Raw genomic sequence first — 21,191 nt, 5'->3', positions numbered from 1 at the left:
CCGAGGAACCGATCGCCGCCACCCTCTCCGCGCCACCGGCCGCCCCCGCCGAGCGCGCGGAGGCCGTCGCCGGGCCGGCCACCGGGTCCGTGGCGACGGAGCCGGCCGCGCCGCCCGCGAAGAAGCGCGCGGCCCGGTCCCCGAAGAAGACCGCGGCGACGGGCGCCGCCGCCCCGGCGAAGCGCGCGAAGAAGGCCGCCGCCCCGCCCGGGCCCCGCAGCGCCGGCAGCCAGGAACTGCGCCCGGCCGCCCCGCTGGACGCCGCCGGCCGGGGCCGTCTGCTGGCCGGCGAGCACCACGCCCCGCACGATCTGCTGGGCGCGCACCAGGTGGCCGACGGAGTGGCGATCCGGGTGCTGCGCCCGTTCGCCCGGACGGTCACGGTGCTCGCGAAGGGGCTGCGGGCGCCGCTGCACAGCGACGGGGACGGGCTGTTCTCCGGGGTGCTGCCGCTGCCGGAGGTCCCGGAGTACCGGCTGCTGGTGGCGTACGACGACAACGAGATCGAGACCGACGACCCGTACCGCTTCCTGCCCGCGCTCGGGGAGCTGGACCTGCACCTGATCGGCGAGGGCCGGCACGAGGAGCTGTGGACCGCGCTCGGGGCCCGGCCGATGGAGCACCAGGGCGTCGCCGGGACCCGGTTCACGGTGTGGGCGCCCAACGCCCGGGGCGTGCGGGTGTGCGGCGACTTCAACTACTGGGACGGCACCGGCTTCCCGATGCGGTCGCTGGGCTCGTCCGGGGTGTGGGAGCTGTTCCTGCCCGGGACCGGCGAGGGCGCGCTGTACAAGTTCGACATCTGCCGCCCCGACGGTTCGCACACGACGCGCTCCGACCCGATGGCCCGGCACACCGAGGTGCCGCCCGCCACCGCCTCGGTCGTGACCGCCCCGCACCACGTCTGGCAGGACCAGGAGTGGATGGCGAAGCGAGGGAACGTACCCGTGCACGAGGCGCCGTTCTCGGTGTACGAGGTGCATCTCGGTTCCTGGAGGCCGGGGCTGACCTATCGTCAGCTCGCGGAGCAGCTGCCCGCGTACGTCAAGGAGCTGGGCTTCACGCATGTGGAGCTGATGCCCGTGGCCGAGCACCCCTTCGGCGGCTCCTGGGGCTACCAGGTCACCGGCTTCTACGCCCCGACCTCCCGGATGGGTTCGCCGGACGACTTCCGCTTCCTGGTCGACGCGCTGCACCGGGCCGGGATCGGCGTGATCATGGACTGGGTGCCGGCGCACTTCCCGCGCGACGACTGGGCGCTCGCGGAGTTCGACGGGCGGGCGCTGTACGAGCACTCCGACCCGAGGCGGGCCGCGCACCCGGACTGGGGGACGCTGGAGTTCGACTACGGCCGGACCGAGGTGCGCAACTTCCTGGTCGCCAACGCCACGTACTGGTGCGAGGAGTTCCACATCGACGGGCTGCGGGTGGACGCGGTCGCCTCGATGCTCTACCTGGACTACTCGCGCGAGTACGGCGAGTGGTCGCCCAACGAGTTCGGCGGGCGGGAGAACCTGGACGCGGTCGCCTTCCTCCAGGAGATGAACGCCACGGTCTACCGGCGCAATCCGGGCGTGGTCACCATCGCGGAGGAGTCCACCGCCTGGGAGGGCGTGACCCGGGCGACCGACCACGGCGGCCTCGGCTTCGGGCTGAAGTGGAACATGGGCTGGATGCACGACTCGCTGGTCTACGTCTCCAAGGAGCCGGTGCACCGCAAGTACCACCACAACGAGATGACGTTCTCGATGGTGTACGCGTACAGCGAGAACTACGTGCTGCCGATCTCGCACGACGAGGTGGTGCACGGCAAGCAGGCGCTGGTCTCCAAGATGCCCGGCGACTGGTGGCAGCAGCGCGCCAACCACCGCGCCTACCTGGGCTTCATGTGGGCCCATCCGGGCAAGCAACTGCTGTTCATGGGGCAGGAGTTCGCGCAGGGCGCGGAGTGGTCGGAGGGCCACGGCCCGGACTGGTGGCTGCTGGACCCCGCGTACGAGGCGTCCGGCGACCACCGCGGGGTGCGGGAGCTGGTGGGCGACCTGAACAGGGTGTACGGGGCGACGCCCGCGCTCTGGCAGCGCGACACCCGTCCGGAGGGCTTCGCCTGGGTGGACGGGGGCGCGGCGGAGGACAACGTGTTCGCGTTCCTGCGCCACGACGCGCAGGGCGCGCCGCTGCTGGCGGTCTCCAATTTCTCGCCGGTGGTGCGGCACGACTACCGGCTCGGGGTGCCGGAGGGGCCCCGGCTGTGGGCGGAGGTCCTGAACACGGACGCGGCCCGGTACGGCGGCGGCGACGTGCGCAACGAGGAGCCGCTGAAGGCGGAGGCGGTGGGGTCCCACGGCAGGCCGTCGAGCGTGTCGCTGACGCTGCCGCCGCTGGCCACCGTGTGGTTCAAGCCGGCGTGACGCGACGAGGGGGCGGGGCCTGGGCGGCCCCGCCCCCTCGGGCGGTTCAGATCACGTCCTCCAGCTCCTGGAGGAGCCGGCGCTTCGGGCGGGCGCCGACCATGGACTTCACCGGCTCACCGTCCCGGAACACCATCAGGGTCGGCATCGACAGGACCCCGTACCGGGCGCTGATCGCCGGATTGTGGTCGACGTCGATCTGGACGACGCGGAGCCGTTCGCGCTCCTCCTCGGCGATGGCGCCCAGGACGGGGGCGAGCTGGCGGCAGGGGCCGCACCAGTCGGCGGTGAACTCCACCAGGACCGGCCGGTCCTCCCCCAGTACCTCGGCGTCGAAGGTCTCGTCGGTGACCTCGTCGGCGCCCACTACGTGGATCATCTGTCATCCTCCCAGTTCGCAGCGTGGTTCGGGGCCGCCCGGCAGCTCGGCGGACGCCTCCAGCTCGGCGCGGGCCAGCTGGGCGCCCACCTCCGAGCGGACCGCCCGCAGCTGCTCGATGAGCTGGTCGAGCTCGCCGAGCTTGCGCCGGTAGACGGCGAGCGAGCCGGGGCAGGCGTCCCCGGCGGGGTGCCCCGCGCGCAGGCACTCCACGAAGGGCCGGGTCTCCTCCAGGTCGAATCCGAAGTCCTGGAGGGTCCGGATCTGCTGGATGAGCCGCAGATCGCTCTCGTCGTACGTGCGGTAGCCGTTCACCGCCCGCCGCGCGGGCAGCAGCCCGCGCGACTCGTAGTAGCGCAGCGTCCGCGTCGTCGTCCCGGCCCGTTCGGCCAGCTCCCCGATTCGCATACCGCGACCGTAATCCTTGACGTCGGCGTCAAGGCAAGGAGCGTCAGACCTTGGTGAGCGAGGGCCGGTCCTCGCCGCCCTCGCGGGCCTCGGGGACGTACGGCTCGGCCGGGCCCTCGTCGGTGAGCATCTTCTCGTCGAACGGGAGCGCGCCGGAGAGCACCTGGTCCACCCGTGCGCGGTCGATCTCCTTGGTCCAGGTACCGACGAGGACCGTGGCGACCGCGTTGCCCGCGAAGTTCGTCAGGGCGCGGGCCTCGCTCATGAAGCGGTCGATGCCGACGATCAGGCCGACGCCGTCGACCAGTTCGGGACGGTGCGACTGGAGGCCGCCGGCGAGGGTGGCGAGGCCGGCGCCGGTGACGCCCGCCGCGCCCTTGGACGCGATGACCATGAAGACCAGCAGAGAGATCTGCTCACCGATGCTCAGCGGGTCGCCGGTGGCGTTGGCGATGAACAGCGAGGCCATCGTGAGGTAGATCGCGGTGCCGTCCAGGTTGAAGGAGTAGCCGGTCGGCACGGTGATGCCGACGACGGGCTTGCTGACACCCATGTGCTCCATCTTCGCGATGAGCCGGGGCAGCGCCGACTCGGAGGAGGAGGTGGACAGGATCAGCAGGAACTCGCGGCCCAGGTACTTCAGCAGCGCGAAGATGTTCAGCCCCGCCACCAGGCGCAGGATCGCGCCGAGCACCACGAAGACGAAGAGCGCGCAGGTGACGTAGAAGCCGATCATGATGACGGCGAGGGACTTCAGCGCGTCCACGCCGGTCTCACCGACCACCGCGGCCATCGCGCCGAACGCGCCGACGGGGGCCGCCCACATGATCATGGCGAGGATGCGGAAGACGAGGCGCTGGATGTGCCCGATGCCGCGCAGCACCGGCTCGCCGGCCGAGCCCAGGGCCTGGAGCGCGAAGCCCGCGAGCAGGGCGATGAGCAGGGTCTGCAGGACCTCGCCCTCGGTGAAGGCCGACACGATGGTGGTCGGGATGATGCCCAGCAGGAAGTCCGTGGTGGACTCGCCGGCCCCGGACGCCTGCTTCTCGCCGGCGGCGCGGACGGCCTCGGTGAGGTGGAGGCCGGAGCCGGGCTCCAGGAGGTTGCCGACGACCAGGCCGATGGCCAGGGCGACCGTCGACATCACCAGGAAGTAGCCGAGGGCGAGCCCGCCGACGGCACCGACCTTGGCGGCCTTGCGGACCGAGCCGACGCCCAGCACGATCGTGCAGAAGATGATCGGCGAGATCATCATCTTGATCAGGTTCACGAACCCGGTGCCGATGGGCTTGAGCTCCACGGCGGCGTCGGGGGCGACGAAGCCCACGAGGATGCCGAGGCCCACGGCCGCGATCACGGCGAGATACAGATACTTCGTGCGGTCCGGCTTGGTGCGGTCCGGCTCGGCGGCGGTCACAGCCACGGGGGTCTCCTCGGGTCGTCCTCGTCCCACCCCCGTGCCGGGGGTCCCGGCGACTATCCCGCCCGCTGTGACCCCGGTCACCGTTGCGTGCATTTCGTTCACACGTTTTCGGCCAGGCACACTGATGGGATGCGTTTTCCCCGTGCCCGTCCGCGCAGCCTGGCCGGCCAGCTGTTCGCGTGGCAGGTGGTGCTGGTGGCGGCCGTCGTCGCGGGGTGCGCGTTCTTCGCGTACGTCTCCGGGCGGGGACAGGCCGAGGAGACGGCGGAGCGGCAGGTGCGGGCGGTGGCCCTCTCGGTGGCCGGATCGCCGTCCGTCCGCGAGGCGATCCGCTCGGAGGACCCCTCGGCCGCGCTCCAGCCGTACGCGGAGCGGGTGCGGAAGGACACCGGGATCGCCTTCATCACGATCATGAGCCCGGACCGGGTCCGCTGGACGCACCCGGACGCCGGCCGGATCGGTGAGACCTTCCTCGGGCACACCGCGCGGGCGCTGCGCGGCGAGACGTTCTCGGAGACGTACACCGGCACGCTCGGGCCCTCGATACGCGTGGTCACCCCCGTCCGCGACGGCGGCCGGATCACCGGGCTGGTCAGCGCGGGCATCACCGTGGACCGGGTCTCCTCGCAGGTGCGGGCGCAGCTGGGCGCGCTGGGGCTCGCGGCGGGCGCGGCGCTCGCGCTCGGCGGCCTCGGCACGTACGTGATCAACGCCCGGCTGCGGCGCCACACGCACGGGATGAACGCGGCCGAGCTGAGCCGGCTGCACGACTACCACGAGGCGACCCTGCACGCGGTGCGCGAGGGGCTGCTGATGCTGGACGGCCGGCGCCGGATCGCCCTGGTCAACGACGCGGGCCGGGAACTGCTCGGCCTGGCCCCGGGCTCGGTCGGCCGCCGGGTCGCCGATCTCGATCTGCCGGCCCCGCTGACCGGGGCGCTGCTCGCCTCCGAGGAGCGGGTGGACGAGGTGCACCTGACGGCGGACCGGGTGATCGTCGTCAACACGCGTCCGGTGGTCGGGGGCGAGCGGCGCGGGACCGTGGTGACCCTGCGGGACCACACCGAGCTCCAGGCGCTGTCCGGGGAGCTGGACTCCGAGCGCGGGTTCACCCGGGCCCTGCGCTCCCAGGCGCACGAGGCGGCGAACCGGCTGCACACGGTCGTCTCGCTGATCGAGCTGGGCCGGGCGGACGAGGCGGTGGGCTTCGCCACGGCGGAACTGGAGCTGGCCCAGGCGCTCACCGACCGGGTGGTGGGCGCGGTCGCCGAACCGGTCCTCGCCGCCCTGCTGCTGGGCAAGGCGGCCCAGGCGAACGAGCGGGGCGTGGAGCTGGTGCTCGCGGAGGACAGCCTGATCGACGACGGCGCGCTGCCCGCGACGCTGCCCGCCCGCGATCTGGTGACCATCCTCGGCAATCTCATCGACAACGCGGTGGACGCGGTGACCGGTGCCCAGGAGGCGGCCGTCCCGGCGCGGCGCGGACGGGTCACGGTCACCGCGCTCGCCGGGGACGGCGAGCTGCTGCTGCGGGTCGCCGACAACGGGGCCGGGGTCGACCCGGTGGATGCCGCCGAGGTGTTCCGCAGCGGCTGGACGACCAACGGCGCGGGGCGCGGGCTCGGCCTCGCCCTGGTCCGGCAGGCTGCGCACCGGGGCGGCGGCACGGTGACCCTGGAGCAGGGGCCCGACGGGGGCGCCGAGTTCACCGTACGGCTGCCGCTGGGCGGGGACGGCGGTGCGCCCGCGCCGGTTGGGGCCGGCCGTGCGCGGAAGAAGGGGGTCTCGTGATCCAGGTGCTGGTCGTCGAGGACGACCCCGTGGCGGCCGACGCCCACCAGCTGTACGTGGGCCGGGTGCCCGGCTTCACCGTGGCCGCCGTGGCGCACTCGCGCTCCGAGGCGGTCCGGGCGCTGGAGCGCGTCCCCGTCGACCTGCTGCTCCTCGATCTCTACCTGCCCGACGGCCACGGGCTCCAGCTGCTGCGCTCGCTGCGGGCGGCCGGGCACGCGGCGGACGTGATCGCGGTGACCTCGGCCCGCGATCTGGCCGTGGTCCGCGAAGGGGTGTCGCTGGGCGTCGTCCAGTACGTGCTGAAGCCGTTCACCTTCGCGACCCTGCGGGACCGGCTCGTGCGGTACGCGGAGTTCCGGGCGGCGGCCGGTGAGGCGAGCGGGCAGGACGAGGTGGACCGGGCGCTGGCCGCGCTGCGCGCCCCGGAGCCCGCCCGGCTGCCCAAGGGGCTGAGCGCTCCGACGCTGGAGGCGGTGACCGGGGCGCTGCGGGCGGCCCCGGACGGGGTGACGGCCGCGGCGGCCGGCCAGGAGCTGGGGATGTCCCGCATCACCGCGCGCCGCTATCTGGAACACCTGGTGAGCGTGGGGCGGGCGGTGCGCAGTCCGCAGTACGGGCAGGTGGGGCGGCCCGAGCTGCACTACCGGTGGCGGGCCGAAAAGCGCTGAACCGGAGGGCGACCGGTCCCACCATGCGGCTTTTGTGCCTAGGACCTTCCTATGAGCCGTATTCTCGGGCGAACACACCGTAGTCAGACAGGCTCCGGCCTCCTACGGTGGGCGCGTGCACCCCACCCCGCCTTTCAACGCTCCCGCCGCGCGAAGACTTCGCGAGGCCCTGGGTATGGCCCCCGGCCATGTCGCCTACGGCCTCGGCGCCCAGTACGGACTACGGATCACCGCCGAGACGGTGGCCGCCTGGGAGCGCGGGCTCGCGCTCCCCTCGGAATACGAACTCACCGCGCTCGCGGGGGTGCTGTGGTGCGCCCCGGGCGAGCTGCTGACCGCCGCGCGCAGCCTGCGCGAGCACCGGGTCTCCCGGGAGCTGTCGCCGGACGAGCTGGCCGCCCGGCTCGGGATGGCCACCGCCGCGTATCTGCGGATGGAGGAGTCCGGGCGATGGCGCGGCAACGAGCGCCAGTCCGCCGCGCTGAGCGAGGCGCTGGGCCTGACGCCCGCGGACTTCGTGACGGCGACCGGGCGGGAGGAGGAGCTGGCGGAGCTGCTGCGCAGCGCGGTCACGACGCGCTGGCAGGCGTACAGCCGGCCGGTGGCCAAGCTGGTGCCGCTGGACCGGCGCCGCATCCAGGAGATCCTGGAGCGGCTGCACGCCGACTACCAGGCGCTGATGGTCTCCACACTGAGCTGGAGCAGCACGGGCACGGACCGGCCGGGCAACACCGGCGAGGAGGGCCGGGCCTTCCTCGCCCGGATCGTGCCCCGGTTCTGGGAGACCGCGGACCCTTCGGCGTAACGGGAAAGGGGGCCCGCGTCCGCGAACCCCCCTCCTGCCTGCCGCCTGCCGCCTTCGGCGGCGCGGTCCGGTCAGAAGACCGACTCGGCCTCGTGCATCCGGTCCAGCGGGACCGTCTTGAGCTGGGTGACGGCCTCGGCGAGCGGGACCATCTCGACGTCGTTGCCGCGCAGGGCGGTCATACGGCCGAAGTCGCCGCGGTGCGCCGCCTCCACCGCGTGCCAGCCGAAGCGGGTGGCGAGCACCCGGTCGTACGCGGTCGGCGTGCCACCGCGCTGGACGTGGCCGAGGATGACCGGCCGGGCCTCCTTGCCGAGCCGCTTCTCCAGCTCGACGGCCAGCCGGTTGCCGATGCCCTGGAAGCGCTCGTGCCCGTACTGGTCGATCTCGCCCTTGGCGTACGGCATGGAGCCCTCGGCCGGGTGCGCGCCCTCGGCGACGCAGATGACGGCGAACTTCTTGCCGCGCGCGAAGCGCTCCTCGACCATCTTGACCAGGTCGTCGACCTCGAACCTGCGCTCCGGCAGGCAGATGCCGTGCGCGCCGCCGGCCATGCCGGACTCCAGCGCGATCCAGCCCGCGTGGCGGCCCATCACCTCGACGACCATCACACGCTGGTGGGACTCGGCGGTGGTCTTCAGACGGTCTATGGCCTCGGTCGCGACGCCCACGGCGGTGTCGAACCCGAACGTGCGGTCGGTGGAGGAGATGTCGTTGTCGATGGTCTTGGGCACACCGACGACGGGCATCCCGGCGTCCGACAGCATCCGGGCTGCGGTGAGGGTGCCCTCGCCGCCGATCGGGATCAGCGCGTCCATCCCGTAACGCCGGCTCAGCTCGGCGCAGTTCTCGGCGGCCTCGCGCAGCCGGTCGCGCTCCAGGCGGGCCGAGCCGAGGATGGTGCCGCCGCGGGCCAGGATGCCGCTGACCGCGTTCAGGTCGAGGGGCCGGAAGTGGCCGTCGAGGAGGCCCTTGAAGCCGTCCTCGAAGCCGATGACCTCGTCGCCGTGGCCGACGACGGCCCGGTGGACGACGGAACGGATCACTGCGTTCAGGCCGGGGCAGTCGCCGCCTGCGGTGAGAACTCCGATGCGCATCCTGCTGTATCTCCTGCTCGCTGGGCCCGTCCACCGGCATCCGGGGCGGGGGCTTCTTCCGCCTCCCCCGTACCGTGAGTCCCGACGAGTGTCCCACGCCGGGCGCCCGGCCCGCGCTCCCGGATGCTCCCGGGCCGCACGGGAGCGGCTTCGCGGGGCAGTCGTCCGGCGGGCGGCCCCTGCGCCCCCACGGGTATCGTCAAACGGGCGATTACCACTCGAACCGGGCACCATACCGGACCAGAGACGACGGGAGAGCACGCGTGACGCGCAGCGTGTACGTGACCGGGATCGACCGGGGAGACGGCCGCCAGGTCGTCGATCTGGGCGTCATGGAGCTGCTGACCCGCCAGGTGGACCGCGTCGGGGTCTTCCGCCCCCTGGTCCACGACGACCCCGACCGGCTCTTCGAGCTGCTGCGGGCCCGCTACCGGCTCTCCCAGGACCCGGCCACGGTCTACGGGATGGACTACCACGAGGCGTCCGCGATCCAGGCGGAGCAGGGGACCGACGAACTGGTCTCCCTGCTCGTCGAGCGCTTCCACCGGGTGGCCGCGGACTACGAGGTGGTGCTCGTCCTCGGCACCGACTACTCCGCGACCCAGCTCCCCGACGAGCTGGCGCTCAACGCCCGCCTCGCCAACGAGTTCGGCGCCTCGGTGATCGCGGTGGTCGGCGGCCGGGACCAGAACGCCGAGTCGGTGCGCGCCGAGACGCGCAACGCGTACCGGGCCTACTCGGGCCTGGGCTGCGACGTCCTGGCGATGATCGTGAACCGGGTGGCCCCCTCCGACCGCGATGTCGTCGCGGAACGTCTCGCCGCCACCCTGCCGGTCCCCTGCTCGGTGCTGCCGGACGAACCGGCCCTCTCGGCGCCGACGGTCGCCCAGATCACCGCGGCCCTGGACGGCACGGTGCTGCTGGGCGACGACGCGGGGCTCGCCAGGGACGCGCTGGACTTCGTCTTCGGCGGCGCGATGCTGCCGAACCTGCTGAAGGCGCTGACCCCGGGGTGCATGGTGGTGACGCCCGGGGACCGCGCCGACCTGGTGGTCGGCTCGCTCGCCGCGCACAGCGCCGGGACGCCGCCCATCGCCGGGGTGCTGCTGACGCTGAACGAGCGGCCCGGCGAGGAGATACTCACGCTGGCCGCACGACTCGCACCGGGCACCCCGGTCGTCTCGGTGGCCGGTGGCTCCTTCCCCACGGCCGGGGAGCTCTTCGCCCTGGAGGGCAGGCTCAACGCGGCCACCCCGCGCAAGGCGGAGACCGCCCTCGGCCTCTTCGAGCGCCATGTCGACACCGCCGCGCTGCTCGACCGGATCTCGGTCGCCCGCAGCGGCCGGGTCACGCCGATGATGTTCGAGCACGAGCTGCTGGAGCAGGCGCGCGCGGACCGGCGCCGGGTGGTCCTGCCGGAGGGCACCGAGGAGCGGGTGCTGCGCGCGGCCGACGTCCTGATGCGGCGCGACGTCTGCGACCTCACCCTCCTCGGCGACGTCGACGTCATCCGCAAGAAGGCCGCGGACCTGGGCATCGACCTGGCCGGCACCCAGCTCATCGACCCGCAGACCTCGGAGCTGCGCCAGTCGTTCGCCGAGCGGTACGCACAGCTGCGGGCGCACCGCGGGGTGACGGTCGAGCTGGCGCACGACGTCGTCTCGGACGTGAACTACTTCGGCACCCTGATGGTCCAGGAGGGCCTGGCCGACGGCATGGTCTCCGGGGCGGTGCACTCCACGGCGGCGACGATCCGCCCGGCGTTCGAGATCATCAAGACCAAGCCGGACGCCTCGATCGTGTCCTCGGTCTTCTTCATGTGCCTCGCCGACAAGGTGCTGGTGTACGGCGACTGCGCGGTCAACCCGGACCCGGACGCCGAGCAGCTCTCGGACATCGCCGTCCAGTCGGCCGCCACCGCAGCCCGCTTCGGGGTGGACCCGCGCATCGCGATGCTGTCGTACTCGACGGGGACCTCGGGCACCGGCGCCGACGTCGACAAGGTCCGCGAGGCGACGGACCGGGTGCGCGCGAGCCGCCCGGATCTCCGGATCGAGGGCCCCATCCAGTACGACGCGGCGGTCGAGCCGAGCGTCGCCGCGACCAAGCTGCCCGGCTCCGAAGTGGCGGGCCAGGCGACGGTCCTGATCTTCCCGGACCTGAACACCGGCAACAACACCTACAAGGCCGTGCAGCGCTCGGCGGGCGCCGTGGCCGTCGGCCCGGTCCTCCAGGGGCTGCGCAAGCCCGTCAACGACCTGTCCCGGGGAGCCCTCGTGCAGGACATCGTGAATACCGTGGCCATCACGGCGATCCAGGCACAGGGCGAGGAGTGACCCGCATGACCACCCCGAACACCGAAGAGACCGCGGCCCAGGGCAAGCCGAGCCGGGTGCTCGTGCTCAACTCCGGCTCCTCGTCCGTGAAGTACCAGCTGCTCGACATGCGTGACCGCTCCCGGCTGGCGTCCGGTCTCGTCGAGCGGATCGGCGAGGAGACCTCCCGGCTCGTCCACACCCCGCTGAGCGGCGACGGCGAGCCCCGGGAGCGCGAGGGCCGGATCGCCGACCACGACGAGGCGCTGAAGGCTGCGGCCGAGGAGCTGGCGGCGGACGGGCTCGGCCTGGACTCCCCCGAGCTGGCGGCGATCGGGCACCGGGTGGTGCACGGCGGGCTGCGGTTCACCGAGCCGACCGTGATCACCGACGACGTGCTGAAGGAGATCGAGCGGCTGGTCCCGGTCGCCCCGCTGCACAACCCGGCCAACATCACCGGCATCCGCACCGCCATGGCCCTGCGCCCGGACCTGCCGCAGGTGGCGGTGTTCGACACGGCGTTCCACACGACGATGCCGGAGTACGCGGCGCGCTACGCGATCGACGTGGAGACGGCCGACGCGCACCGCATCCGCCGCTACGGCTTCCACGGCACCTCGCACGCGTACGTCTCCCGCAAGGCGGCCCGGCTGCTCGGCAAGGAGCCCGAGGACGTCAACGTCATCGTGCTGCACCTGGGCAACGGGGCGTCCGCTTCGGCGGTCGCGGGCGGGCGGTGCGTGGAGACGTCGATGGGCCTGACCCCCTTGGAGGGGCTGGTCATGGGTACCCGCTCCGGGGACATCGATCCGGCTGTCACCTTCCACCTGAAGCGGGTGGCGGGGATGTCCGCGGACGAGATCGACGTCCTGCTCAACAAACGGAGCGGCCTGGTGGGGCTGTGCGGCGACAACGACATGCGGGAGATCCGGCGCCGGGTCGACGAGGGCGACGAGCGCGCCGCCCTCGCCTTCGACATCTACATCCACCGGCTGAAGAAGTACATCGGCGCCTATACGGCGGTCCTCGGCCGGGTGGACGCCGTGGTCTTCACGGCGGGGGTCGGGGAGAACTCGAGCCCGGTGCGGGAGGCTGCCATCGCAGGGCTGGAGGAGCTCGGCCTGGTGGTGGACGCGGATCTCAACGCCGCACGGTCCGGGGTGCCGCGGCTGATCTCGCCGGATTACGCACGGGTCGCGGTCGCCGTGGTGCCGACGGACGAGGAGCTGGAAATCGCGAATCAGACCTTCGCACTGGTCGACAACTGAGCGGCCCCGCGCCCTTTTGTATCTTCCACCAGCCGGAATATTCCGCAGCGAAACAAACCGATAGGATCCGCCTCATGCGCCGTTCCAAAATCGTCTGCACCCTCGGCCCCGCCGTCGACTCCCATGAGCAGCTCGTCGCTCTGATCGAGGCCGGCATGAGCGTGGCCCGTTTCAACTTCAGTCACGGCTCCCACGCGGAACACCAGGGTCGGTACGACCGGGTCCGCAAGGCCGCCGCCGAGACCGGGCGGGCGGTCGGCGTGCTCGCCGACCTCCAGGGCCCGAAGATCCGCCTGGCGAAGTTCGCCGAGGGTCCGGTCGAGCTGGTCCGCGGGGACGAGTTCGTCATCACCGCCGAGGACGTCCCCGGGGACAAGTCGATCTGCGGTACGACCTACAAGGGCCTGCCCGGTGACGTCGCCAAGGGCGACCCCATCCTGATCAACGACGGCAACGTCGAGCTGAAGGTCGTCTCCGTCGAGGGCCCCCGCGTCCACACCATCGTCATCGAGGGCGGGGTGATCTCCGACCACAAGGGGATCAACCTGCCGGGTGCCGCGGTCAACGTCCCGGCCCTGTCCGAGAAGGACGTCGAGGACCTGCGGTTCGCGCTGCGGATGGGCTGCGACCTGGTCGCGCTCTCCTTCGTCCGCGACGCCAACGACGTCAAGGACGTCCACAAGGTGATGGACGAGGAGGGCCGCCGGGTCCCCGTCATCGCCAAGGTGGAGAAGCCGCAGGCCGTCGAGCACATGGAGGGCGTCGTCATGGCGTTCGACGGTGTGATGGTCGCCCGCGGCGACCTCGCCGTCGAATACCCGCTGGAGAAGGTCCCGATGGTGCAGAAGCGCCTGGTGGAGCTGTGCCGGCGCAACGCCAAGCCGGTGATCGTGGCGACCCAGATGATGGAGTCGATGATCACCAACTCCCGTCCGACCCGCGCCGAGGCGTCCGACGTCGCCAACGCCATCCTGGACGGCGCGGACGCGGTCATGCTCTCCGCGGAGTCCTCGGTCGGCGCGTACCCGATCGAGACCGTCAAGACCATGTCGAAGATCGTGGTCGCCGCCGAGCAGGAGCTGCTCTCCAAGGGCCTCCAGCCGCTGGTGCCGGGCAAGAAGCCCCGTACCCAGGGCGGTTCGGTCGCCCGCGCGGCCTGCGAGATCGCGGACTTCCTGGGCGGTGAGGCCCTGGTCGCCTTCACCAAGTCCGGTGACACCGCCCGCCGGCTGTCCCGCTACCGCGCGGCCCAGCCGATCCTGGCCTTCACCACGGACGAGGCCACCCGCAACCAGCTGGCCCTCAGCTGGGGTGTCGAGGCCCACGTCGTCCCGCACGTGGACAACACGGACGCGATGGTGGACCTGGTCGACTCGGAGCTGCTGAAGCTCGGCCGCTACAACACGGGCGACACGATGGTCATCACGGCCGGCTCGCCCCCCGGTGTCCCCGGCACCACCAACATGGTCCGCGTCCACCACGTGGGCGGCCAGGACCAGGGCTGACGCCCCGCACGACAACGGTGCCCCCGGTTCCCGCAACCGGGGGCACCGGCCTGTTCAGACCGGCGGCACCAAGTCGCTCGTGCTGACGGTGCAGTCCAGCTCCGGGTAAACGAAGTCCGTCTCGTTGTTCTCGCGGCGCCGCAGCCCGTAGAACGTACGGCTCCGCTCCTCGTCCGCCAGCGTGAGCGGTACGCCCTGCGGGAGGTACGGCTGCCCGTCGCGGAAGCGCAGTACGGTCTTCGACGTCCGGAACGTGAGGCCCAGCCACTCGTTGTCCCCCGGCCCTCCGGCGGGATCCACGACGATCCGGTGCCTGAGCCGCCGGTTGGCCGCCACGGAGAAGACGACGACACCGTGGTGGACGAGCGGGATCTCCAGCGTCCCGGCGCCGGGCTCCTCCTTCGACTCGAAGATCAGCAGCCGCCGCGGGTCCGCCTCCGGCTCCCGGTAGCAGGAGAGGACGGCGATGTACCCGTCGTCGGCCAGGTCGAGCGCCTGGTCGGAGTGCCGGCCCATCGTCGTGTACGCGCTCGTGTAGCGCTCGGCGAGCGCGTTGTCGAGGACGGCCGGGAGCCCCGCGCGCTCGCGTATCTCCCCCGCCAGCCGCTCGTGTACGTCCCGGAAACGCAGCGCGGGGCGCGCGTACCGCGTCGTCGTCCGTACGAGCGGCACCCCGCCGTCCGCGTCGGCCCGGGTCAGCACCGCGCCCTTGCGGCCCTTCCCGACGTCCTCCATGGGCGTCGCCGCGCACAGCTCCGCGAAGAGGTCCGGCCCGGCGGGCAGCGAGCACCGGACGATGTCCTCAGAGCCGGGGAGCACGGTAGTCCCCCGCGTTCATGCTGAAGCGGAACCGGTCGCCGTAGTCGATGAACGCCGTGGTCCGGTTCTCCTCGGCGTACAGCGCGCGCAGCTCCTCCATGCCCGCCTCCGTGGGCTCCTCCAGCTCCACCGGGCCCGCCGCGCCCTTGAGAAACGTACGGCCGTCCCGGTGCACGGCCTCGGCGCTCGAACAGCGCACCACGTATCCCAGACGGGTCGGCAGGTACTCGGCGTTCAGCGTGGAGGGCCGGACCTCGTGCGTGTACAGGCGGTTGGTGGACAGCGGCATGAGGAAGACCGAGCCGGGGTGGAGCGTCAGCGTGAACTGCTCGGGCCGGCCCTCGCGTTCGTCCGCCGGGTCCTTGAGGCGGAAGCGGAGCCGGGTGAGTGCGCTCGCGCGCCCGACACCGTAGTCGTAGGGGTCGTCGGCCATGGGGCTCAGCCCGTCGAGCCGGTCGTAGAAGGTGCAGAAGGCCATGACGCCGTTGCGGGGCATGTCCTTCGTCTTGTCGGCGTGGGACGAGATCCTGGCCTTGGACTGCTTGCGCCCGGTCGTGGCAGGGGTGTTGTGGTACGTCTGCGCGAGGACATGGTTCAGCGGCGCGTGGTCCCGGAAGACCGTGGCGGCCTCACGGTTCAGCGCGTCGACGATCTCCGTGTCGGCCGGGCCGAAGTTCTCGGTCGGACCCGAGAGGTTCGTGGAGCACCGCAGCAGCCGGAAGTGCAGCTCGTCCCCGTCCCGGGTGACAGGCGTGAGGTAGATCCCGGTGCGGTGGGCGGTGCCGGCCTTGGTGGACTCGGTCAGCGACTGGAACGCGTGCTCGGCACGGATGCGCCCGAAGTGGTCCTCGTCGGGCGCGAAGAACCGGCGGTAGTAGACCCCGGCGTCATGGACCCGGACGGGCACCCGGCCGGGATCGGCCACGGGCCGGGTGGTGTCGGCCGTGCCCCGCACCGGCTCGATGCGGGCTTCGCCCGGTTCTGTGACGTACGTCGAACTCACTTGTCCCCCGCAGACGTTGATGAGCATGGCAAAGGCCCGCACCCCGAGAGGCGGCGGGCCTTTGCCATGCTACCGAGAGGCGTCAGGCGCCGTCCTTGGTGAAATAGTTGTGCAGTCCCGGGACGGTCAGCGTGCCGCCGAACTGGCCGGCCTGGGTGACCTTCACCTTGGTGAAGAAGGCGAACGGGACGTTCAACGGGGGCGGGGTCTCCGGGCTGAAGGTGATCGGGATGAGGCCGAAGAGGTTGCCCTTCAGCTCCTCCGTGTACATCGTCACCGTGCCGTTCCTGATGGTGGAGGTCGAGCCCTTGCTCGCCTGCACATGGCCGGTGACGCCCGACTGCGGACCGGTCGTCAGCTGGTGCAGGTCCTTGATGTCGATCGAGGACGCGGTGAACTTCAGCACCTTCTTGGTGGTGCCGTCGGCCTTCTGCACCTCGACGATGCCCTTGTAGTCGAGCCCGTTCAGGGTGAGCAGCGAGCTCTCCAGGATCCACGGGTCGCTGGGCAGCATGGGGATGCCGGGCTCCGCCTTCGCGTTGGCCAGGGCCTCCGGGTCGGCGGTCGGACACGGGAACGGCTCCTTGGCGCCGTCCGGGATGTCCTCGTCCTTCTTGGCGTCGGTGCCCTTGACGTCCTCGTCGAGCTCCTCGACCGTCTTGCCCGCCTTGCCGGCCGCCTCGCGGATGGCGTCGGTGGTCTTGTCGACCGTGTCCTTCGCCGCGCCGGTGGCCTTCTCGACGGTCTTCTCGGCCGGCTTGTCCTCGGCCTTGTCCTTGGTGTCCGCGGTGGCGGAGTCCGAGGGCTTCGGGCTCGCGGTGGTGGGTGTCGGGGACGGGCTCGCCGTCTCCTTGTCCGGTCCGTCGAAGAGGTCCTTGAGCGCGTCGCCGAGGCCCAGCGGGTCGAGAGGGTTCTTCGACTTGGTGGGCGACGGCGTGGCGGCCGGGGTCTCGGCCGGTGCGGCGTCGGTGCTCTTCTGCTTCGCGGTGTCGGCGGTGTCGCCGGCCTCGCTGCCCTTGTCGGCCGCCGAGCCGGTGGCCGTGGGCTTCGGAGTCGCCTTGTCGCTCGTCTCCGGGGCCGGCTTGCTGCTCGTGCTCGCCGACGGGGACGGCGTCTTCGACGCGGAGGGCGTCGGGTCGGCCGACTCGCTCGGCTCGTCGGAGCGGGTCACACAGGGGCCGGGCGCATAGGGGATGTCCGTCGAGTCGTCGGCCATCGCCAGCTTCGGCGTGAGCCCCATCCCGACGAAGACCGCCGTCGGCATCGCGGCGAGCGCGAACGCCTTCTTGCCCGAGGGCATGTGGAGCTTCGTCAGCAGCGACTTCCTGGGGGCGGCGTGGCGGGGTCCTCTGCGTTCCTGGAACCCGCTCTCGTCCGCGCGGTTCACCTGCTTGTCGTCACCCCGCACGATGCCTCCCGCCCTCGGTCTCGACGGTCGTGTCGTACGTCTGCTGCTCGGGGATGCCCGCCCCGTGGAGCACGCCCTCGGGAAGCGGCTCGTCCTTCGCGAACGAGACGGTCTCCGGGGCCTCCTCGGAGGGAGCGGCCGGCGCGGGCTCGCCCTCAGCCGGTGCCTCGCCCGGGACCCACGACACGGAGAGCGCGCCGCCGATCAGGGCGAAGACGAAGCCGATCACGAAGCCGCCGATGTTGGCGACGGGTATGGAGATCAGAGCCAGCAGAATCGCCGCGACACCGGCGAACACGCGGACGATGCTGTGGAACCACATCGTCAGGCCCAGCGTGACGAGCAGGACACCGATGATCAGCGAACCGGCGCCGGCGGTGGTGGACATCGCCAGCGTCATGTTGCCGAGGTGCATGTTCGCGTACGGGAAGTACATGATGGGCAAGCCGCCCAGCATGGTGAACAGTCCGGCCCAGAACGGCCGGTCACCCCGCCAGGTGCGGAAGCCTCGCCAGGCGATGGAGAGGTAGTGCTCGTTCTGCCCTTGGGATTCGGGGCTCATGGAAAACAGCTCCCTGGAACCGGTACTGCTGTGAGAAGGAGAAGGGTGGGCGGCCGGGGACACGCGAAGCGCCCCCGGCCGCCCGGCGAGTGCTTAGTAGCACTCCTTGCCGGCGCCGGAGCCCTTGTGCAGGCGCAGCTTCAGTCCACTGAGGTTGAAGGTGCCGGCCGTCGTGGCCCACGCCTTCTGGTGGACGTCGGTCAGCACGGCCTTCTCGGCACGCTGGGCGAACCCGTTGGGGTTGGCCTGCGTACCGGGCTGGATGCCGATGCTGCCCGGCTTGTCCTTCTTCAGCGAACCGGCGGCCACGCCGATGTCGATGTTGCTGAACTTGGCGTCGCCGTCGAGTTCCGACACATCGAGGTAGAGGTCCTTGGCGTAGACACGGTCGTGCCCGTCGCCACCGGCCTCCAGCCGCAGGGTGATGTCGCCGAGACCGAACGGCAGGTTGGGCGTCACGACCGACTGGCACATGTTCGTGATGTAGGCCTTGCTGAAGCCCGACACGGCCACGGCGTGGCCCTTGCCGTCAGCCACCTTGGGGTCGGCACCCTGCTCGGTGGCCACGCTGCCGTACTGCACGAAGTCGTAGCCCTCGAGTTCACCGGCCTTGACCTTGAACTCCTGGCCCGAAACGCTGAAGGACGCGGCGAGCGCGCCCTGGGCCAGACCGACGCCGACGGCGGCGGTGGCTATGACGCTCGGCACCATGACGACAGCGAAACGCTTCCATCTCGTGCCACCGCGAACCTGGGAACTCATATTTTTCCTCCTTCTCGGACGTACATCTCCGGTCCGGCATCCTGCCCGACCTGGGATGGGAGAAGTGCTACGTCCTCGGAAAGGAGAGCGCCCGCGTACGGAGGCATGTACCGCGTCCGCATCACCGGCGATCACCCCCGAGCGACAACCACGGGTCACGCGTGTGCGTGACCTGATCGGACAGGCCCTGCCGACCGGCAGGAACCCCCCTGTCCGGAGCCGGCGCCACTGCCGCCGACCCGCTCGGTGGGGACCCAACGGAGCCGCCGCTCCCGACTGGCAGCCGGACTGGCGTTATTGGACCGAGCGTGGCCGATCGTGGTCCATTCCCGGCCGTGACACAAGGGGGTTCGTTACTCGCTGGTAACGCCCTCATAACCAGGCCACGACCTGCTGGCACCGAGCGGCCACACAGGGTTGCCCCGGAGTGGCGGACGAAAAGGAGGAAGGGCGAGCGAAACGGGACAGATCCCAAAGATCGATTTACTGCGAGTAACAGGCCGTGCTTTTATCAAGATTTGGTAAAGCAGGGCCTACTCTTATCGCCTGATCGCGAAAACGGCCGCGGCGCCCGGAGGCTGCCGCGGCCGTGTTGTCAGTTCGGCACAATCGCGCCGGACCAATCGGATCAGAACAGGACGCGCGCCAGCGCGGTACGCGCGGCAGCGACCCGCGGGTCCTCCGGGCCGATCACCTCGAAGAGGTCGAGCAGCCGCAGCCGGACCCGGTCGCGGTCGTCGCCGAACGTGCGGCGCACCGTCTCCACGAGCCGCCCGAAGGCGTCCTCCACGTGGCCTCCGACGAGGTCGAGGTCGGCCGCCGCCAGCTGCGCGTCCACGTCGGCCTGCTTCTCGGCGGCCTCCTGACGCACCTTCTGCGGATCCGTCCGCTGCACGCGGGCCAGCAGTTCCGCCTGGGCGAGACCGAGCCTGGCCTCCGTGTTGGCCGGGTCGTCGGACAGGACGTTCTTGTACGCCTGGACGGCACCCGGGAAGTCATTGGCGTCCAGCGCCTGCGCCGCCGCCTCCAGGAGGGCGTCGTAGGGGCCGGGGGGAGCCGGAGCCGCCGCCTGGGCCTCCGGGGCGCCCGCCGGGTCGACCGCGATACCGGTGAGGCCGAAGCGCTCCTCGCCGACCTGGATCAGCTGGTCCAGGGTCTGGCGGATCTGGGCCTCGGGGGCCGCGCCCTGGAAGAGGGGCAGCGCCTGTCCGGCGACGACGGCGAAGACGGCCGGGATGCCCTGGATGCCGAACTGCTGCATCAGCATCTGGTTGGCGTCGACGTCGACCTTGGCCAGCAGGAAGCGGCCGTTGTACTCGTGGGCCAGGCGCTCCAGGAGCGGACCCAGCTGCTTGCACGGCTCGCACCACTCGGCCCAGAAGTCGATGACGACGGGCACTTCGGCGGAGCGCTGGAGGACGTCGTTCTCGAAGCCCGCCTCGTTGACGTCGATCACGAGGGAGGACGCGGGGACGGCCGCGGGGCCGCCCTGCCGGGCGGACTCGGCGCGGGTCTGCTCCGCCTTCGCCTTGGCCTCTCCGGCCGCCTTCACCGCGGCGAGGTCGACGACGCCGCTCATGGACATGTTTCTGGGCTGCATGCGTACATCCTCCCCCCTCGGTGCGCTGTTCCGGAAAGCGATACGTGAACCGCGCCCGTCCGCACCTCTCGCCGGTGTGCGAGGTGGACGGACAGACACGGCCGCGGGGCCCCTGAAAGACCCGGTTCGGCGCCCGGTCCCCACCCGGCGCCTGTGGCTGTCGATCGTTCGTGGCGCTCACGCCGGCCGGGGCCGACGCCTTACGCTACGACCCGTAGCGTAACTGGCCACGACCCCTCGTGCACAAGAGTGTTCGGTGATCTGTCTCACGGGTATCGGGACCGGTCGGATTTACCTACTGACGGGTATGGTCGCCGCATGCTCAGCCGCAGCCACCCCAAACCCGCACGATCGGGACGCCCGCGCAGCGCCGAGGCCGACGAGGCGATCCTGGAGGCGACCAGAGCCTCCCTCGTGGACCTCGGCTGGTCGAAGCTGACGATGGGTGACGTGGCGACGCGGGCCGGGGTCGCCAAGACGACCCTCTACCGGCGCTGGGCGGGCAAGAACGAACTGGTCGTGGACGCGGTCGCGGTGCTCTTCGACGAACTGGAGCTGCCGGACCTGGGCAGCCTGGCCGCCGACGTGGAGGCGGTGGTGCTGCAGTTCGCCGCGCTGCTGGACCGGCCGGAGACCCGGACCGCGCTGATGGCGGTGGTCGCGGAGTCGACGCGGGACGAGGCGCTGCGGGCCCGTATCCGCGACTCGATCGTCAACCGGCAGAAGCGCCTCGTGCTCCAGGGGCGGCGGCGGGCGCAGGAGCGCGGCGAGCTGCCCGTCGAGCCGGACGAGGCGACGGCGGCGCTGACGGCGGACCTGATCTTCGATGTGATCGCCGGCGCGGTGGTGCACCGGACACTGGTGAGCGCCGAGCCCGTCGATGCCGACTGGGCCCGGCGCTTCACGCTGCTGCTGCTGGCGGGGCTGGGTGCGGCCGCCGCCGGTTAGCGGCGGCCGTACGTAC

Annotated in this window: 18 protein-coding genes; 8 read left to right on the top strand and 10 right to left on the bottom strand. The window is 71.6% G+C overall.

Translation table 11 applies throughout. The annotated features are described in order from the left end of the window. The first annotated feature begins 11 nt into the window (after positions 1-11). Positions 12-2,411, top strand: coding sequence for a 1,4-alpha-glucan branching enzyme (gene glgB / locus EAO73_RS09620; protein WP_147971487.1), 2,400 nt, complete (start codon positions 12-14; stop codon positions 2,409-2,411). 46 nt (positions 2,412-2,457) lie between these two features. On the opposite strand, the gene trxA is transcribed toward glgB, so the two are convergent. The 3 genes from trxA to EAO73_RS09605 are packed head-to-tail and all read right to left on the bottom strand — an operon-like array spanning position 2,458 to position 4,615. Next, the gene (gene trxA / locus EAO73_RS09615; RefSeq protein WP_147970957.1) at positions 2,458-2,790 is read right to left on the bottom strand and encodes a thioredoxin; all 333 of its coding nucleotides are present in this window, start codon (positions 2,788-2,790) and stop codon (positions 2,458-2,460) included. A gap of 3 nt (positions 2,791-2,793) precedes the next feature. Beyond that, positions 2,794-3,198: a MerR family transcriptional regulator gene (locus tag EAO73_RS09610; RefSeq protein ID WP_147970956.1), complete on the bottom strand. Its 405-nt coding sequence runs from the start codon at positions 3,196-3,198 to the stop codon at positions 2,794-2,796. Positions 3,199-3,241: 43 nt separating this feature from the next. Further along, entirely contained in the window at positions 3,242-4,615 is a 1,374-nt protein-coding gene (locus EAO73_RS09605) for a cation:dicarboxylate symporter family transporter (protein WP_147971486.1), read from the bottom strand. Between the two features lie 135 nt (positions 4,616-4,750). Between EAO73_RS09605 and EAO73_RS09600 the strand changes: the two genes are divergently transcribed. The 3 genes from EAO73_RS09600 to EAO73_RS09590 all read left to right on the top strand — a co-directional run bounded on the left by EAO73_RS09600 (position 4,751) and on the right by EAO73_RS09590 (position 7,888). Continuing rightward, positions 4,751-6,412: an ATP-binding protein gene (locus EAO73_RS09600; protein ID WP_147970955.1), complete on the top strand. Its 1,662-nt coding sequence runs from the start codon at positions 4,751-4,753 to the stop codon at positions 6,410-6,412. Continuing rightward, entirely contained in the window at positions 6,409-7,083 is a 675-nt protein-coding gene (locus EAO73_RS09595) for a response regulator (RefSeq protein WP_147970954.1), read from the top strand. Before EAO73_RS09600 ends, EAO73_RS09595 begins: the two co-directional genes overlap by 4 nt. Positions 7,084-7,258: 175 nt before the next feature. Then, the gene (locus EAO73_RS09590) at positions 7,259-7,888 is read left to right on the top strand and encodes a helix-turn-helix domain-containing protein (RefSeq protein WP_147971485.1); all 630 of its coding nucleotides are present in this window, start codon (positions 7,259-7,261) and stop codon (positions 7,886-7,888) included. A 71-nt stretch (positions 7,889-7,959) separates the two neighbouring features. Here EAO73_RS09590 and EAO73_RS09585 read toward each other — a convergent pair whose 3' ends face one another. Further along, on the bottom strand, positions 7,960-8,985 hold the full coding sequence (locus EAO73_RS09585) for an ATP-dependent 6-phosphofructokinase (protein WP_018521207.1): 1,026 nt from the start codon (positions 8,983-8,985) through the stop codon (positions 7,960-7,962). A 263-nt stretch (positions 8,986-9,248) separates the two neighbouring features. Here EAO73_RS09585 and pta point away from each other — a divergent pair, with 263 nt between their 5' ends. The 3 genes from pta to pyk all read left to right on the top strand — a co-directional run bounded on the left by pta (position 9,249) and on the right by pyk (position 14,073). Next, positions 9,249-11,321: a phosphate acetyltransferase gene (pta, locus tag EAO73_RS09580; protein WP_147970953.1), complete on the top strand. Its 2,073-nt coding sequence runs from the start codon at positions 9,249-9,251 to the stop codon at positions 11,319-11,321. Positions 11,322-11,326: 5 nt separating this feature from the next. Further along, positions 11,327-12,568, top strand: a complete 1,242-nt coding sequence (locus EAO73_RS09575) for an acetate kinase (RefSeq protein ID WP_147970952.1) — start codon at positions 11,327-11,329, stop codon at positions 12,566-12,568. A gap of 74 nt (positions 12,569-12,642) precedes the next feature. After that, the gene (gene pyk, locus EAO73_RS09570; RefSeq protein WP_147970951.1) at positions 12,643-14,073 is read left to right on the top strand and encodes a pyruvate kinase; all 1,431 of its coding nucleotides are present in this window, start codon (positions 12,643-12,645) and stop codon (positions 14,071-14,073) included. Between the two features lie 54 nt (positions 14,074-14,127). On the opposite strand, the gene EAO73_RS09565 is transcribed toward pyk, so the two are convergent. From EAO73_RS09565 to EAO73_RS09535, 6 genes are all read right to left on the bottom strand, one after another. Next, entirely contained in the window at positions 14,128-14,892 is a 765-nt protein-coding gene (locus tag EAO73_RS09565; protein WP_147970950.1) for a hypothetical protein, read from the bottom strand. Next, positions 14,876-15,817 carry a hypothetical protein gene (locus tag EAO73_RS09560; RefSeq protein WP_147971484.1) on the bottom strand — a complete coding sequence of 314 codons (942 nt, stop codon included), beginning with the start codon at positions 15,815-15,817 and terminating at the stop codon, positions 14,876-14,878. Before EAO73_RS09560 ends, EAO73_RS09565 begins: the two co-directional genes overlap by 17 nt. A gap of 160 nt (positions 15,818-15,977) precedes the next feature. Beyond that, complete coding sequence (locus tag EAO73_RS09555) at positions 15,978-17,303, bottom strand: hypothetical protein (protein WP_147970949.1); 1,326 nt, start codon at positions 17,301-17,303, stop codon at positions 15,978-15,980. Continuing rightward, positions 17,293-17,865, bottom strand: a complete 573-nt coding sequence (locus EAO73_RS09550) for a DUF6114 domain-containing protein (protein WP_147970948.1) — start codon at positions 17,863-17,865, stop codon at positions 17,293-17,295. Before EAO73_RS09550 ends, EAO73_RS09555 begins: the two co-directional genes overlap by 11 nt. Positions 17,866-17,958: 93 nt before the next feature. Then, on the bottom strand, positions 17,959-18,576 hold the full coding sequence (locus EAO73_RS09545) for a DUF6230 family protein (RefSeq protein ID WP_224756220.1): 618 nt from the start codon (positions 18,574-18,576) through the stop codon (positions 17,959-17,961). Positions 18,577-19,255: 679 nt separating this feature from the next. Beyond that, a complete protein-coding gene (locus tag EAO73_RS09535; RefSeq protein ID WP_147970946.1) occupies positions 19,256-20,227 on the bottom strand; it encodes a tetratricopeptide repeat protein in 972 nt (323 codons plus the stop codon). A gap of 318 nt (positions 20,228-20,545) precedes the next feature. On the opposite strand from EAO73_RS09535, the gene EAO73_RS09530 reads away from it, so the two are divergent. Then, positions 20,546-21,175 carry a TetR/AcrR family transcriptional regulator gene (locus EAO73_RS09530; RefSeq protein ID WP_147970945.1) on the top strand — a complete coding sequence of 210 codons (630 nt, stop codon included), beginning with the start codon at positions 20,546-20,548 and terminating at the stop codon, positions 21,173-21,175. Positions 21,176-21,191: the final 16 nt, after the last annotated feature.

This window comes from Streptomyces sp. col6 (genome assembly GCF_008042035.1).
Lineage (GTDB): Bacteria > Actinomycetota > Actinomycetes > Streptomycetales > Streptomycetaceae > Streptomyces.
The sequence above is the reverse complement of the archived record's forward strand: the minus strand, read 5'-3'. Positions and strand labels throughout refer to the sequence as shown.